Consider the following 16,076-nt stretch of genomic DNA (forward strand, 5'->3'; position numbering starts at 1 on the left):
CATTACAAACAAACATTGATGCAGTACAAACAGATGTAGATGCTAATGAAGCAGCAGCAACAGCAGCAACAGCAGCATTACAAGCAGATGTAGATCAAAATGAATTAGATAGTGATGCAGCAGATACAACATTACAAACAAACATTGATGCAATTACGACTTTAGCAAATGGTAGTATTTATATTGGTAATGGTTCTAACACAGCAACTGAAGTTACAGTTTCTGGAGATGCTTCTTTAAGTAATTCAGGTGATTTACAATTAGGAAATGCTGTAGTAGGAACAAATGAGGTTGAAAACAATAGCATAACAGCATTAGATTTAGCAACAAATTCTGTTGGGCAAGATGAGTTGTCAGATGATGCGGTTGGACCTGGTGAACTACAAAATGGTTCTGTACAAACATTAAAAATGGCAACTGGGGCTGTGACAACAAATATTATAGCTAATGGGCAAGTATTTAACGAAGATTTAAATGTCTTTGAAGTTACTGCAATGCAAAGTACTACTACAAATCAATTAGCTACAGATAGTGAGTTAGCAGCAGTTAATACATCTTTACAAGCAGATATTGTAGCAGCACAAACAGCAGCTCAGAATTTTGCAACAGCCGCAGATGCAACACAAACAACAGCATTAGAAGCTTATGCGGATACAGCAGAAGCAGATGCCATTACTGCCGCAGCAACGGCAGCAACAGCAGCAGATGCAGCTCAAACAACAGCATTACAGACTTATGCAGATACAGCAGAAGCAGATGCCATTACAGCAGCAACAGCAGCAGATGCAGCTCAAACAACAGCATTACAGACTTATGCAGATACAGCAGAAGCAGATGCAATTACAGCAGCAGCAACGGCAGCAGCAGCAGCGGATGCAGCTCAAACTACAGCATTAGAAGCTTATGCAGATACAGCAGAAGCAGATGCAATAGCAGCAGCAGCAACGGCGGCAACAGCAGCAGATGCATTACAGACTACAGCATTACAGACTTATGCAGATACAGCAGAAGCAGATGCCATTACAGCAGCAACAGCAGCGGATGCAGCTCAAACAACAGCGTTGCAAACTTATGCAGATACAGCAGAAGCAGATGCCATTACAGCAGCAGCAGCAGCGGATGCAGCTCAAACAACAGCATTAGAAACTTATGCAGATACAGCAGAAGCAGATGCCATTTCAGCAGCAGCAGCAGCAGCAGCAGCAGCAGATGCAGCTCAAACAACAGCATTAGAAACTTATGCAGATACAGCAGAAGCAGATGCGATAGCAGCAGCAGCAACTGCAGCAATAGCAGCCGATGCATTACAAACGACAGCGTTACAAACTTATGCAGATACAGCAGAAGCAGATGCCATTACAGCAGCCGCAGCCGCCGATGCATCTCAAACAACAGCATTACAGACTTATGCAGATACAGCTGAGGCAGATGCAATAACAGCAGCAGCAACTGCCGCAGCAGCAGCCGATGCAGCTCAAACAACAGCATTAGAAACTTATGCAGATACAGCAGAAGCAGATGCCATTACAGCAGCAGCAACGGCAGCAACAGCAGCAGATGCAGCTCAAACAACAGCATTACAGACTTATGCAGATACAGCAGAAGCAGATGCCATTACAGCAGCAACAGCAGCGGATGCAGTTCAAACAACAGCGTTGCAAACTTATGCAGATACAGCAGAAGCAGATGCAATAGTAGCAGCAGCAACGGCAGCAACAGCAGCAGATGCAGCTCAAACTACAGCATTAGAAGCTTATGCAGATACAGCTGAGGCAGATGCCATTACAGCAGCAGCAGCAGCAGCAGCAGCAGCGGATGCAGCTCAAACAACAGCATTACAAACTTATGCAGATACAGCTGAAGCAGATGCCATTACAGCAGCAGCAACTGCAGCAGCAGCAGCTGATACAGCTCAAACAACAGCATTAGAAGCTTATGCAGATACAGCAGAAGCAGATGCCATTACAGCAGCAGCAGCAGCGGATGCAGCTCAAACAACAGCATTACAGACTTATGCAGATACAGCAGAAGCAGATGCCATTACAGCAGCAGCAACGGCAGCAACAGCAGCAGATGCAGCTCAAACAACAGCATTACAGACTTATGCAGATACAGCAGAAGCTGATGCCATTACAGCAGCAACAACAGCCGATGCAGCTCAAACAACAGCATTACAGACTTATGCAGATACAGCAGAAGCAGATGCAATAACAGCAGCAACAGCAGCAGATGCATTGCAAACGACAGCATTACAGACTTATGCAGATACAGCAGAAGCGGATGCCATTACAGCAGCAGCAACAGCAGCAACAGCAGCAGATGCATTGCAAACGACAGCATTAGAAACTTATGCGGATACAGCAGAAGCAGATGCAATTACAGCAGCAGCAGCAGATGCTACAGCTAAAGTATTAGTTGAAACAAATCGAGCAACAGCAGCTGAAAATACTAATGCAGCAAATATTACAACAAATACAAATGCTATTGCAAACTTAGATGCAACTTATGCTACAGATACTCAAGTTACTAATGCAATTGATGGAATAGCTGGAGATGTGGCTGTTGATAATACTGGAGATGCTCAAATTCAAACAGATGCAGTTGGTGCAAATGAACTAGCAAACAATTCTGTTGATGCTGGAGCATTACAAAATAGTTCTGTAACTGGTGGTACCGGTGGAACAATTGCAGATAATTCAATTACAGCTGAAGATATTGGAGTTGGAGCTATTACTGCTTCAGAACTTGCTAACAGTGCTGTAGAAGGTGGACCAGCAGGAGATATTGCTGATGCAACAATTACTAAAGAAGATCTTAATTTAACTGATGTAGCTAATGGATTAGATGGTGCTGGATTAGCAACGGATGCAGAAGTAACTGCTGCGGTAGGAACTAATGCTACAGCAATAGCTTTAAATACTGCTAAAGTAACAAATGCAACGCATACTGGAGATGTAACTGGTGATACAGCTTTAACTATTGCAGCAAAAGCTATAGATTATTCTAAATTAGATGATACTACTATTGCATTACTTAATGTATTAATAGCTCGTAATAACCAGTTAGAAACTGCTTTACAGACATTACAAGCTCAAGTTAATTTAAATAGTACTGCTATTGGTCAGAATGGTACAGCTATAGATGCTAATGCGGGACAAATTAATGTACTTGAAACTTCAGTTTCAGCAGGAGCGACAGGAGTAAATACTACAGCAACTCAACCAGCAGCTGGTACTTATACTGCACCTGGAGCAATACCAGGTCCAATAAATAATTAATTATTTATTGCTTTATATAATAAATTTAAATAAAACCTCTCTCTCGAGAGAGAGGTTTTTATAAAAAAACAAAGTATATGAAAACAATAATAAAATTAATGATTTGTTTATGTTTTTGCTTCTCACAAGGGCAAAGCATAGAAAGACAAGTTATAGGATCTTCGGGTTCAACATTAAGCAATGGAACAGTTACGTTAGATTTTACAGTAGGTGAGTTAGCTGTAACAACTATTACAGATGGCACTACCACTTTAACTCAAGGTTTTCATCAAGCGAGTGTTATCTTAGGAATTAAAATACACCCAAAAGCTTTTTTGCAAGGTGCTTTATTAAACAGTACAGATAACTTTATGCGTGATGATTTACGTGAATCTTATATACCAGTAACGTCTCCTTATAGCGATGGCTTAACTTGTGATGTATCTGTGTTTACAGATGGAGGAACATCTGGTTCAGGTTTAGCTCAAGACAATATTGTAGATTGGATTTTAGTAGAATTACGAGATGCAACAGATAATACTGTAGTAAAATATAGCCAATCAGCTTTATTACAACGCGATGGAGATATTGTAGGAGTTGATGGTGTATCAAATTTAGAATTTCCTGTAGCTGCTAAATCTTATTATGTAGCTATAAAGCATTATAACCATTTAGGTATAATGACATTAAATACAGTGTCTTTATCTGATGTATTGGCAACAGTAGATTTTACAGATGCGAATAACCAAATTACCTTTGGAACTGATGCGCAAACTACGTTTGGAGTGCCAAATGGAGTAGTAGCTATGTGGGCTGGAGATACAAATGGTGATGGACGTATAAATTATTCAGGAGCATTATCTGATGTTCCAGGAATAAGAAGTCAGGTCTTTAACGATCCAGATAACTCTGTGTTTGGCGGACCTCCAGTAGCTAGTTATCAATCTGAAGGTTATAATGGTACTGATGTGGATATGAATGGTTTAACTGTGTATTCAGGAGGGTCAAGTGATGTGTTACATGTTAGAAATAATATTTTTAATAATCCATCAAATTCTATATTTGGAGGACCACCAACATCAACATATTTATTTACACAGCAATTACCTGAAGGTGCAAATAATTAAATAAAATTTATAAAACAATGAAAATAAAATTATCATTATTAGCATTAATGTTTGGTTTAATACTACAAGCACAAACATACGAATTGACACTTGTCCAGAATAGTGGCTATAACTATTCTGTAGCAGCAGTTCCAGATTTTAATTCTACTGCACCACATCCATACATTAATGATCAGAATTTTACGATAATAATACCAGATGGTGTTACTCTTTCTAATGTAACAGGAGGTTATTCTGTACCAGTATTTACAACTTTACCAGCGCCTTATACTGCGGATGATGCTATACCATTTAATCTAGTACAAGATGTTGTGTTGCCTGCTCATACAGCAGGGACACCAATTGTTTTAACAACATTTGATGTTGATGGTTCTCCAACCTCTGGATCTATAACTTTATTAGATAATGCATCATCGTTAGCTATGGCTGCACCAGCCATTTTTAATTCATTCTTTATAGGTACATTATCAGGGAATCTTGTAGATACAGCGACAGATAACTATGTAGGTCAAACAGGAACAACAACATATAATTTTGCAACATTAGGTACTGTTGAAAACGAATTAACAGGGTATTCAATATTTCCAAATCCTGCAAAAGACGTTGTAACAATTAAAGGTCTAGAAAACAACTTAAAAAGTGTTGAGATTTATAGTATTTCAGGACAAAAAGTAATGACAGCAGTAAATAACTTAGAGACTATTAATATTAGTACATTACAATCTGGAGTTTACTTTGTTAAGTTAAGTACAGAAGAAGCAAGTACAACAATAAAACTTATTAAAGACTAATTAAAATTAGTCTATATAAAATAAAAAAGCCAATTGAAATTTCAATTGGCTTTTTTTATGGGTATATTATTTATGTCTAAGTGTACTTATTACCTAAAAATAGTTTGTTTTCTATCTGGTCCTACAGATACAATAGTAATAGGGATTCCCAACTCTTTTTCTAAAAAAGCAATATATTCGTTAAGTTCTTTTGGTAATTGTGAAGCTTCACTTATTTCAGTTAAATCTTCACTCCAGCCTTTAAAAATTGTTGTAAATAGATTCTATTATTATAAATATTTAATAGTTTTATCCTTGTATTTGAATACAATGGCCTGTTTTTAAATTATATGAAAAAATAAAGCCGCCTAAAAATATTTTAAGCGACTTCTTTTTATGTCAAACGGTCATTACTTTTTTTTCTTCAACTCGTTTACTTCTATGATAAGTTGTTGAAGTAATAGTTCCATTTCTTCAATTTTAACCTTTTGCTCTTCAATTGTTTTTTGCTGCTCTTGAATTGCTTTTATAGCAATTACTCCCGTTGCTCCATAAGTTATTCCTAGTTTATCTTCTTCAGAATCAACGACTATTTCTGGAAATAGAGGTTTTACTTCTTGAGCAACAAAACCTATTACTTTATTTTCTGTTGACTTTTGTTCATTGTATAAATAATCTACAGGTTTTAATTGCATTACTCTATCTAATACAGGTTGTAATGGTTTAATATCATATTTAAGTCTCCTGTCTGAATCAACAGTCCATGCTCCAGTTGTATTAACATAGGCCACACGATTGCCTTGAAGGTTAAAACTAAAAAAAATGCCACTGTGATAGACTCTCCAATAATCTGTTGCATCACCTGCTTCTTCAAACTTGATTCCACCAGTACCATTTGTAATTGATGTCTGCGATTGACGAATATGTAAATCGGTATCGGGAGTAGTTTTATCGAATCCAACTTTACCATCAGAAGCGATCATCATTTGCGAATTTCCACTTGTTACCATGTGAATTTGATCTGCCGCTCCATAAGTTCCATCGGCTCCCAAGGTGATTAATGTTGAAGCAGAGCCTCTTTCTCCCTGCGCTTCAATGGCGTTTGTGTACAACCACGGCGTAGTTGTATATCCTAATCCGTTTGCACCTGAGGTTCCTTGATCTGTACTTTGAGATCCTACCGACAAGTTACCTACAACAGCAATATCTGAAACATCAAGTCTTGCTTGAGGCGCAGTTTCTCCAATACCAACTAAACCATTTTCATCTATTCTCATTCTTTCTGTTAACGTTCCATTATACGTCAGGAATCTAAGATTACCATTTTCTGTAGCATCACCTCCGTTATTTGACCGAAGACTAGCACCAACATAGTCAGCGGCACTGTCACTATCATAGTTTTGAAAGTCTAAAGATCCAAATGTGGCATCTCCATTTCTTGCGCCTCCTAATGTTAATGAACGCCCTACACTGCTAGTAGAACTACCTCTATCAAATAATCCGTTTCCTCCAGAAACATGCAAATATTCAGTAGGTGAAGTTACTCCAACACCTAGGCGTCCTACTTCGTCAATAGTCATTCTAATAGGAAGATCTTCATCGGCAGCAGATCCACTAGATTTTGTAGCAAAGTGTAATTTACCTCTTGAATTGCTGCTTGTTCTTTCGTGAACGATTGCGGCTCCCATTCCTGTCACAGTTGATGTACTTTGGAAACCAATTCCAACACCTGTGTTATTTTCATTTAAATTCCTTGTAAATACAGCAAATAACTTACTTACATCAATGGTTTTGGAATCCAACATGCAGTTTACAGTGTCTTTTACGGTCAATTTCCATCTATTCTGGGTTAGTGCCATATTTCCAATTCCAATGTTTCCTTCATTGGCGTTGGTGTAATTGGTTCCACTCGTAACTACCCAATCACCATCGTCTGTAATATTTGACAAGTCGACGGTACTACCGTCTGAAATAGTCAAGTCTGTTCCGGAAAGAGAAATGTCCTGAATTTCATTGGTAGGATCGGCATCGGCATCATCAACCATTTCGGCATTTTTTGCATACAATGCATATGGAACACTAATTAACTGGTTTGCTCCTACTACAGAATATAAAGTACCGCCAGTCACATCGATTGCCGTTTCAATAAAGTAAGGTCCGGTAGCCCAATCTATCGTTGAAAAATCATCGGTGCTGGTTCCTGTTCCTATTTCAAGGTTTACTAAACCGAATGCATTGGTTGTAGAGGCAAATGTTTCAGAGTAAACTGCAGTTCCTCCTGCACTTCCTTGGCGTATTGTCATTTGCATACCAACAGATTGGTTGCTCAAGATTGTATTTCCAGCATCTCTTACAACAGCTTGGTAATTGAAACTTTCTGGTGCTTGACCAAAACAGTTTAGTGCAATGGTAATTATACCAATTAGTGTTAGTTTTTTCATTGTTTTATGGTTAAAGTTTAGTTGTTTATGGCTATAAGTAATAAAGTGATATCTGTTGTTTTAAAAATACAAAAACCTATCAGAAATTACTGATAGGTTTTTATGAATTATAATATTTTGGGAGTTACCTAAAAATAGTTTGTTTTCTATCTGGTCCTACAGATACTATGGTAATAGGAATTTCCAGCTCTTTTTCTAAAAAAGCAATATATTCGTTAAGTTCTTTTGGTAATTGTGAAGCTTCACTCATTTCAGTTAAGTCTTCACTCCAACCTTTAAATTCTGAATATACAGGTTCTACGTTTTCCGGTTCGATATTAAATGGTAAATGTTCAATAGTTTCTCCTTTGTATTTATAAGCAGTTGCTACTTTTAAAGTTTTAAAACCAGAAAGCACATCACTTTTCATCATCATTAATTGAGTAACGCCATTAACGCGACAAGTATATTTTAAAGCTACTAGATCCAACCATCCGCAACGTCTTGCTCTACCTGTTACAGCTCCAAATTCTTGGCCAATTCTTGCCATTTCTTCACCATCTTTATCAAATAACTCAGTTGGAAAAGGACCAGAACCTACACGCGTTGTATATGCTTTAAAAATACCAAATACATCTTTAATTTTGTTAGGTGCAATACCTAAACCAGTACATGCTCCTGCAGCTGTTGTGTTTGATGATGTAACAAATGGATACGTACCAAAATCGATATCTAGAAGAGAACCTTGTGCGCCTTCGGCCAAAATGGTTTTACCGTCTTTAAGAGATTGGTGTAAATAGGCTTCACTATCTATAAATTGTAACTCTTTAAGTCTTTCTATAGATTCGAAGAATTCTACTTCCATTTCTTCTAAATCGTATTGCACATCTACATTATAGAAAGCAATCATTGCTTCGTGTTTATTTGCTAAAGCTCGATATTTTTCTTTCCAGCCTTCCATTTCTAAATCACCAACACGAATACCATTTCTGCCAGTTTTATCCATATAAGTTGGGCCAATACCTTTTAAGGTTGATCCAATTTTAGCTTTTCCTTTTGAAGCTTCACTAGCGGCATCTAATAAACGATGTGTTGGTAGAATTAAATGCGCTTTTCTAGAGACAATTAGCTTAGCTTTATAATCAACATCAAATTGATCTAAACCTTCTAATTCTTTAATGAAAACTACAGGATCGACTACTACGCCATTTCCAATAATATTCATTGAATCTTTATGAAAAATCCCAGATGGAATTGTTCTTAATACATGTTTTATACCATCAAATTTTAATGTATGTCCTGCATTTGGTCCACCTTGAAAGCGTGCAATAATATTGTATTTAGAGGTTAGAACGTCAACAATTTTTCCTTTGCCTTCGTCTCCCCATTGTAAACCTAGTAGTAAATCTACTGCCATGTGTAATGTTATTTTTAGTTGTCTGTTGTTGTGTTTTTTGTACCGTAAAAGTAGAGTGAGTGGTTATTGATTTTAATATCGAAAACCTCTTCTATTGTTTTTTTTATGGATTGTATTCTTGGATCGCAAAACTCAATCACTTCACCAGTATCTGTTAAAATAACATGGTCATGTTGTTTGTCGAAATACGATTTTTCATAATGAGCTTGATTTTGACCAAACTGATGTTTTCTAACTAAAGCACATTCTAACAATAGCTCAATAGTATTATAAAGTGTCGCGCGACTTACACGATACTTTTTGTTCTTCATATTTAGATATAAAGATTCAATATCAAAATGTTCTGTGTTATTGTAGATTTCTTGTAGTATAGCATAGCGTTCTGGTGTTTTACGGTGACCATTAGCTTCTAAAAAAGTTGTAAAAACGTTTTTTACAATCTCTTGATTTTTGTTGTCTGTATTTGCGCTCATAATAACGCCACAAATTTACATATTTTTTTGAGGAGAATACTATAAAATAAAAGGTTTCGATATCGTGTTATTAAGCAGTTATTAACAACATGCTATTAATCGAAATCGAAATCACTAGCATCCCAGTGTGAATAATCATCGAAGTCATAATTATTACTATAGGAATCAAAGAAATTACCATCCACATTGAATAGTTCTGAAATGGAAAAATCTGTATCAAAGCATAAATCTGTTAAAAACCAGTTATCATAAAAATCATCATCAGATGCCATTTTAATTTTATATAGCTCACTTATTTTATCCCAGAGATCAAATTTTAAATTAGTTAACAAAAAGATATTCCCTTTAAGAAACAAAATCAAGTCTAATATTTTTTCAGGCTCTTTTTCAAATAAATGAGTAATATTCTTGTTAAGATTATCAAGAAAAGGTTTTATAGTATTTTTAAGGTTATTTCCTTTAGAATTTAAATTAATAATTTTAAAAAGACTAGATAGTCCTGTAATTTTAAAAAGATTAGAAATATTTGAGTCTTGTATAATCTCTTTTTTAAAAGAATACTCTGATTTAATATCTCTATGAATCTCCCTTATATAGCTTATTAAATGAAAATATGAGTTTTCTTCTATTCTTCCAACGAATAATAATTCAAATTTATCATGGTTATATTTTTTGAAATTTCTACCAGTTTCAATAATTAAATACTCTCTTGAATAATGATCTTTAGGATGTAATTTTTTGAATTCTTTTTTTAGGACTAAAACTTTTTTTAAAATTAAATCGAAAAGAGTCAATTTTATAAGTTCTAATAGATCTGTAGATTCTGATTCAAGTATAAGTTTTGTAGCTGCTGGTTTTATTCTAGATAAAATTGAAATTTTAGTATTTTCTAAATCATCTATATTTATTAGTTGAGAATCTTTCAAACTTAAACACGAGTAACCTTATCAATACCATTAATTTTTTTCAAATTATCCATCAATTTTTTAAGTAATGTTTTGTTTTTTACACTTACATTAATTTTACCAGAGAAAATACCACCATTACTTTGAAAACTAATGCTAGACATATTGACGTGCATGTTTTCTGATATTACCTTAGTGATATCATTAACCAAACCTAAATTGTCTATGCCAGAGAGTTTTATATTGGCATAATATTCTTGCTGTGATGAGTCGATCCATTTGGCCTGCATAATCCTGTAGGCATAATTTGATTGTAAACTTAAAGCGTTAGGGCAATTTTTCTTATGTACTTTTATACCATCATTTATAGTTAAAAAACCAAACACAGCATCTCCAGGAATAGGATTACAACAGGTCGCTAATTTATAGTCTAATTGTTCTTCCTCTTTACCAAAAACCAACATATCATATTTGTTGGTAATTTCATCTTTTTCTAAATCTTCTTTAGATACAGAGTTCTTTCGATTAATTTTATTTTTAATAAAACTAACTAAAGCATTGCTACGTGAAGCAGCATATTCTTTAAGCATTGGATTACTAATAGTACCAATACCAACGCGGTAAAATAAATCGAGACTAGTTTTTAGTTTGAAATGATTAACCATTTCATTAACAGATTTCTCATTAAGCGTTATTTTTAGCTGCTTTAATTTTCTACGTAGTATTTCTTTGCCGTCTTGTGCAATTTCTTTCTTTTCTTCACGTAATAGTGATTTAATTTTTGAGCGTGCTCTAGATGTTGTAGCGTAATCTAACCAGTTTGGATTAGGTTTTATATTTTCTGACGTTAAAATGTCTACTTGATCTCCACTATTTAATTCATGACTTAATGGAACTAATTTACCATTAACTTTTGCGCCACGCGTTTTCATACCTACTTGGGTATGAATACTAAAAGCAAAATCTAATGGTGTTGCTCCTTTTGGTAATGATTTTAAATCTCCTTTTGGAGTGAATACAAATATCTCTTTAGAATATAAGTTAAGTTTAAACTGCTCAACAAAATCAACAGCATTCATATCTGGATTTTCTAGAGCTTCTTGCAAACGATTAATCCACATGTCAAGATTATCTTCTTTATCGTTTGCGTTTTTATATTTGTAGTGAGCTGCATAGCCTTTTTCTGCAATTTCATTCATGCGTTCACTACGAATTTGTACTTCTACCCAACGCCCTTTTGGCCCCATTACTGTTATATGTAATGCTTCGTAACCTGTTGATTTTGGAGAAGAAATCCAATCACGTAAGCGAATAGGGTTTGGTCTAAAGTGATCTGTAACTACTGAGTATATCTTCCATGCTAGAAACTTTTCATTCTCTGTATCAGATTTATATATAATTCTTACCGCAAATTTATCGTAAACTTCATCAAAGGAAACACCTTGTTTATCCATTTTTCGTTTAATAGAAAAAATAGATTTTGGACGTCCTTTTATATCATAGTTAAGACCTTCTTTGTCTAGTGCAGATTTAATAACGTCATTGAAGGATTTTATGTAAGCATCTTGTTCTTGCTTACTTTCTTTCATTTTGAATAAAATATCGTTATAAACTTCTGTTTCAGTATATTTTAAACTTAAATCTTCGAGCTCAGTTTTTATATTATATAAACCAATTCTATGTGCTAAAGGAGCGTAAATATATAGTGTTTCACTAGCAATTTTTACCTGCTTATCTGGACGCATAGAATCCATGGTTTGCATATTATGAAGTCTATCGGCAATTTTAATAATAATTACACGCACATCATCATTGAGTGTGAGAAGCATTTTTCTAAAATTTTCAGCTTGTAAAGAGACATCCATGTCTTTCTCTTTACTCATTGAAGAAATTTTAGTTAAACCATCAACAATTCTTGCGACAGTTTCTCCAAAAAGTTGTTCTATATCTTGAATAGAATACTCTTCATTATCTTCTACTACGTCATGTAATAAAGCAGCTGCAATAGATGTCGCATCTAAACCAATTTCTGAAGCAACAATACGTGCAACAGCTATTGGGTGAAATATATAGGCTTCACCACTTTTTCTTCGTTGTTCTTTATGTGCATCAACAGCAACTTCAAAGGCTTTTCTAATGAGCTTTTTATCTTCAGTAGTTAACGAAGTATAACTAACTTTTAGTAGGTCTTTGTAGGCTTTTGCGATAGCAGCATTTTCATTTTCGATTTCTGCTTCTGTCATATAATTAAAAATAAGATAAAATTATTAACTCGCAATACCTTTTTCGATTTTTTAAAATGAAGCATTCGTATTTTAGTTAAAATACATTTACGGTCTGTAAATATGCCTTGGGTAATCTGATATTCTTGGAGCGTTTTGTAGTTCTTTTAATGCATCATTAGCAATCCATTTTGCAGATTTGGTACTTTGTTTTAAAATTCGTCTAGCCGAATTAATCGCTAATACATTTAAATCTTTGTTACGTTTACCAATACTTCTTAATGCCCAATTAACTGCTTTTTTTACATATATTCTATCATCATATGCATTGTTTTCAATAATGGGGAAAAAACTTTCGAAAATAGTATTGTTTGCTATTTTGTCTGCCATGCAATAGGCAGCCATTGTAGTAAAACCTGAACGTTTTTCGAATTCTAATTCTCTTTTTGTCCATTCATGAATTTTTGGTAATGCAAATTTACTCTTTGCAACTAAAGCCATGCAAAAGGAGTCAACAATTTCCCAATTTTCGAAAGTAACTACCCATTTTTCAAGTAGCGCATTAGTAAGTGTTTTTGGATTATATATTTTACTACATAATAGACGAGCTTCATATATGTTTGTATCAAATAATTGAATGGCTAGATTATTATCAACACCTATTTCTTTAGCTAATATTTTTAAGTGTTTATGATAAATTCCAAGAGCATTATTAGCAATGACTCCAAATTTTTGTTGTTTAAATAGTACTTTTTCTGGTTCTGCTAGTTCATGAAGTTTGGATAAAACAGTATCTAATGTCATTCTTCTTTTTTATAAACTTCCATTTCTAAACCAATACCGTAATTATTTAAGCCTTCAAGTAATAATTTAGATTTATTAATATTCTGCCTATCGTATAGGACCCATTTACCGTCATTTAAAAAGATACGTTTTACAAATGTTCTCTTTTCCTCAATTTTATCTGTAAATGGTAATAGAGGTCTAAATGTAGTAGATACTTTAACTGTACCTCGTTTTGTTTTAATTTCTTGATATTTTTTACTAGGTAATAATTTGCCTTTTGCATCTGTATAGCCTAAAACTTGTAATGAAATAAATATACCAGATTTAGGAACATAAATATCGAAAGGCTTAACATCTAGCTCATATATTTTTTCATTCTTTTCTGTTGCCACAAATATAACTTTATCATAAGTTAAAACATCACCAGGTAACCCATTATTATTCTCATAAAAATTAACTTTAAATAATGTTGAAAACGCTCTTTTTTTACTATTGGCTTTATTTCGTTTACGCCAAGCTTTAGCTTCTACTTTAATTGGGATTTTTAACTTAGTTAAGCGTTTTGTTTCTTGTGAATTGTTTTCGAAAAATACAGCGATTTCACTTTCTACAGTTGGTAGCCAACATTTATAATAATCTTCGTGAGTTGTTGGCTTTATCTTTTTTATTTTAAAAGGACCTTTAGGTTTGTTTTTTATTATTACTTCTTGAAGTTTGTCTACTTTAGATTCCATAACAATAGTAGATGATAAGTCTATGGTTGGTAATTTTAAATCGTTATAACCAACGGCCGAAATATAGAGCGTATCAATATCTTTGTATAATTTTTTTGTAAAATAAAATTTACCCATATCATCTGCAAAAAGACCATTACCATTACCAAACGAAATGGTTGCATAGGATACAGGTTCTTGTGTTTTGGATATTAAGGTTTTGTTTTGCGCAACACTTAAAAGTGCAGCAAACAGTAACAAAATTATAAGGATTTGCTTTTTTAACATTATGCAATTTAGTTATTCTAACTTTATTTACTCAATAATTATTCCAAGACATAAAATGAGAACCTAGTTTGTAGATACTAAATTAGCTATTTAAATAATGAAAACAGAAAAGCCTCATAAATTATTTATGAGGCTTTAATTTAATAAAAGACTTTTAATTTTATTGGTCTAATTTTCTTGTTAATGAAAAACCAGCAAATAAACCTAATCCTGCCATTAAGAAAATACAAGCTGGATATATTGCTTCTCCTAGAGATGTATATGTCTCCAATATTAAAGCAATAAAAACGCCTAAGCCAATACCCATTAATAATAAAGAGATATTTAATATTAATACTTTCCATATTGGAGCTGTATGTTCTTTTCCTTTTACAAAAATACTAGCATCTGCACCTTTTTCTATTAGGGCTAGTCGCTCTTTGTTTCTAGTTGAAAAATATAAGTAAAATACTCCAAAAATTGATCCTATTATTATAGGTAAAATGATTACTTCTGATCCCATCATGATTGTTGTTTTTTAATTGATTATTTTTAATGTGTTCTTTGCTTAAGACGACAGTTTTTAAATTATGGTTACAACTTTTTCAAAATATTTTTTCTATCAGGTTGTAACCGAAAACCTAAAATGGTCGTCTAAAAACCAAATGATCACTAACCAAGACCAAATATATATAACTAAAGTGTTAGAAGGCGATACACAAGCGTTTTCGGTTTTGGTGGATCGTTATAAAGATTTGATATATACTTTAGCAATACGTATGACCAAGAATAAGGAAGAAGCTGAAGAAGTCTCACAAGATACTTTTATTAAGGTATATAAAAACTTGAGTAAGTTTAAAGGCGATTCAAAATTTTCTACATGGATTTATAAAGTAGCTTATAATACATGTTTAGATAACTTGAAGAAACAAAAACGAGAACATAATACTGTTACTATTAATGAGTTTACCGAACATGAAGTAAAAACTTTGGATAATGCCTTAAGTAAAATGGAAACCAAAGAGCGACAGATAGCGATTCAGAATTGTATTCAAAAATTGCCAAGTGATGATGCTTTTATTCTAACATTGTATTATTTTGAAGAGCAATCATTAGAAGAAATAGCTAAAGTTGTTAACTTGAAACCTAATAACGTAAAGGTTAAACTTTTTAGAAGTCGAAAAAAATTAGCTACTATTTTAAGGGCACAATTAGAACCAGAAATAATTGAAAGTTATGAACGATAATGTAGAAAAACAACTAGAACAATTATCTAATAAGATTCTTAAAGAATCTTCATTAGAATCTCCTTCATTAGATTTTACAGCTAGAATTATGTCTCAACTTGAAGTTTCACCTCAAAGTGAAATAACTACATATAAACCACTAATTCCTAAACAATTTTGGATAGCTGCTTTAGTTTTTATTGTAGCTTTTTCAGGATTTGTATTTTCTATAAATACAGAAGAAAACACGAGTTGGTTTTCTACAATAAATTTTAATGCATTGTCTAATAATAAATATACAAATGCTTTGTCTAACCTGTCAGTTTCTAAAACCGTATTATATTCAATACTATTTTTTGGAGGTATGTTATTTATTCAAATCCCCTTACTTAAAAATTACTTTGATAAACGATTAGAAATGAGTCGTCCTAAAATAGGTTGACAGATTATAAAATAATTAATTACTATCCTGTGAAGCTAGCTTCACAGGATT

At 33.6% G+C, this 16,076-nt stretch carries 12 protein-coding genes and 2 pseudogenes; 5 read left to right on the forward strand and 9 right to left on the reverse strand.

From position 1 onward, the window contains the following. The 3 genes and pseudogenes from Q0997_RS19670 to Q0997_RS19680 all read left to right on the forward strand — a co-directional run. A pseudogene (locus Q0997_RS19670) lies at positions 1-3,278 on the forward strand (hypothetical protein); the annotation flags it as partial. Between the two features lie 77 nt (positions 3,279-3,355). Then, positions 3,356-4,384 (forward strand): hemagglutinin protein, encoded by a 1,029-nt coding sequence (locus tag Q0997_RS19675; RefSeq protein WP_299892284.1) that lies wholly within the window; start codon positions 3,356-3,358, stop codon positions 4,382-4,384. A gap of 17 nt (positions 4,385-4,401) precedes the next feature. Further along, positions 4,402-5,175, forward strand: coding sequence for a T9SS type A sorting domain-containing protein (locus Q0997_RS19680; RefSeq protein ID WP_299892286.1), 774 nt, complete (start codon positions 4,402-4,404; stop codon positions 5,173-5,175). Positions 5,176-5,264: 89 nt separating this feature from the next. On the opposite strand, the pseudogene Q0997_RS19685 reads toward Q0997_RS19680, so the two are convergent. The 9 genes and pseudogenes from Q0997_RS19685 to Q0997_RS19725 all read right to left on the reverse strand — a co-directional run. Beyond that, a pseudogene (locus Q0997_RS19685) lies at positions 5,265-5,417 on the reverse strand (adenylosuccinate synthetase); the annotation flags it as partial. 147 nt (positions 5,418-5,564) lie between these two features. Next, complete coding sequence (locus Q0997_RS19690; RefSeq protein ID WP_299892289.1) at positions 5,565-7,595, reverse strand: tail fiber domain-containing protein; 2,031 nt, start codon at positions 7,593-7,595, stop codon at positions 5,565-5,567. Positions 7,596-7,719: 124 nt separating this feature from the next. Then, entirely contained in the window at positions 7,720-8,991 is a 1,272-nt protein-coding gene (locus Q0997_RS19695; protein ID WP_299892292.1) for an adenylosuccinate synthase, read from the reverse strand. Between the two features lie 14 nt (positions 8,992-9,005). Then, on the reverse strand, positions 9,006-9,464 hold the full coding sequence (locus tag Q0997_RS19700) for a Fur family transcriptional regulator (RefSeq protein WP_299892295.1): 459 nt from the start codon (positions 9,462-9,464) through the stop codon (positions 9,006-9,008). 95 nt (positions 9,465-9,559) lie between these two features. Then, the gene (locus Q0997_RS19705) at positions 9,560-10,390 is read right to left on the reverse strand and encodes a hypothetical protein (protein WP_299892297.1); all 831 of its coding nucleotides are present in this window, start codon (positions 10,388-10,390) and stop codon (positions 9,560-9,562) included. Between the two features lie 2 nt (positions 10,391-10,392). Further along, positions 10,393-12,612: a RelA/SpoT family protein gene (locus Q0997_RS19710; RefSeq protein WP_299892300.1), complete on the reverse strand. Its 2,220-nt coding sequence runs from the start codon at positions 12,610-12,612 to the stop codon at positions 10,393-10,395. An 87-nt stretch (positions 12,613-12,699) separates the two neighbouring features. Continuing rightward, the gene (locus Q0997_RS19715) at positions 12,700-13,395 is read right to left on the reverse strand and encodes a DNA alkylation repair protein (protein WP_299892303.1); all 696 of its coding nucleotides are present in this window, start codon (positions 13,393-13,395) and stop codon (positions 12,700-12,702) included. Then, the gene (locus Q0997_RS19720) at positions 13,392-14,378 is read right to left on the reverse strand and encodes a hypothetical protein (RefSeq protein WP_299892306.1); all 987 of its coding nucleotides are present in this window, start codon (positions 14,376-14,378) and stop codon (positions 13,392-13,394) included. The genes Q0997_RS19715 and Q0997_RS19720 overlap by 4 nt, the downstream gene beginning before the upstream one ends. A 160-nt stretch (positions 14,379-14,538) precedes the next feature. Beyond that, positions 14,539-14,880, reverse strand: coding sequence for a DUF6249 domain-containing protein (locus Q0997_RS19725; protein WP_299892311.1), 342 nt, complete (start codon positions 14,878-14,880; stop codon positions 14,539-14,541). A 142-nt stretch (positions 14,881-15,022) separates the two neighbouring features. Here Q0997_RS19725 and Q0997_RS19730 point away from each other — a divergent pair, with 142 nt between their 5' ends. Next, complete coding sequence (locus Q0997_RS19730; protein ID WP_299892314.1) at positions 15,023-15,604, forward strand: RNA polymerase sigma factor; 582 nt, start codon at positions 15,023-15,025, stop codon at positions 15,602-15,604. After that, a complete protein-coding gene (locus tag Q0997_RS19735; protein WP_299892308.1) occupies positions 15,594-16,025 on the forward strand; it encodes a hypothetical protein in 432 nt (143 codons plus the stop codon). The genes Q0997_RS19730 and Q0997_RS19735 overlap by 11 nt, the downstream gene beginning before the upstream one ends. The last annotated feature ends 51 nt before the right edge of the window (positions 16,026-16,076 follow it).

The sequence above is a fragment of the uncultured Lacinutrix sp. genome, from assembly GCF_947500325.1.
Lineage (GTDB): Bacteria > Bacteroidota > Bacteroidia > Flavobacteriales > Flavobacteriaceae > Lacinutrix.

Excerpts from the sequence above, each read along its gene's own strand:
- Q0997_RS19675 (WP_299892284.1), top strand. The coding sequence starts at position 3,356 with ATGAAAACAATAATAAAATTAATGATTTGTTTATGTTTTTGCTTCTCA.
- Q0997_RS19680 (WP_299892286.1), top strand. The coding sequence starts at position 4,402 with ATGAAAATAAAATTATCATTATTAGCATTAATGTTTGGTTTAATACTA.
- Q0997_RS19690 (WP_299892289.1), bottom strand. The coding sequence starts at position 7,595 with ATGAAAAAACTAACACTAATTGGTATAATTACCATTGCACTAAACTGT.
- Q0997_RS19695 (WP_299892292.1), bottom strand. The coding sequence starts at position 8,991 with ATGGCAGTAGATTTACTACTAGGTTTACAATGGGGAGACGAAGGCAAA.
- Q0997_RS19700 (WP_299892295.1), bottom strand. The coding sequence starts at position 9,464 with ATGAGCGCAAATACAGACAACAAAAATCAAGAGATTGTAAAAAACGTT.
- Q0997_RS19710 (WP_299892300.1), bottom strand. The coding sequence starts at position 12,612 with ATGACAGAAGCAGAAATCGAAAATGAAAATGCTGCTATCGCAAAAGCC.
- Q0997_RS19715 (WP_299892303.1), bottom strand. The coding sequence starts at position 13,395 with ATGACATTAGATACTGTTTTATCCAAACTTCATGAACTAGCAGAACCA.
- Q0997_RS19720 (WP_299892306.1), bottom strand. The coding sequence starts at position 14,378 with ATGTTAAAAAAGCAAATCCTTATAATTTTGTTACTGTTTGCTGCACTT.
- Q0997_RS19725 (WP_299892311.1), bottom strand. The coding sequence starts at position 14,880 with ATGGGATCAGAAGTAATCATTTTACCTATAATAATAGGATCAATTTTT.
- Q0997_RS19730 (WP_299892314.1), top strand. The coding sequence starts at position 15,023 with ATGATCACTAACCAAGACCAAATATATATAACTAAAGTGTTAGAAGGC.
- Q0997_RS19735 (WP_299892308.1), top strand. The coding sequence starts at position 15,594 with ATGAACGATAATGTAGAAAAACAACTAGAACAATTATCTAATAAGATT.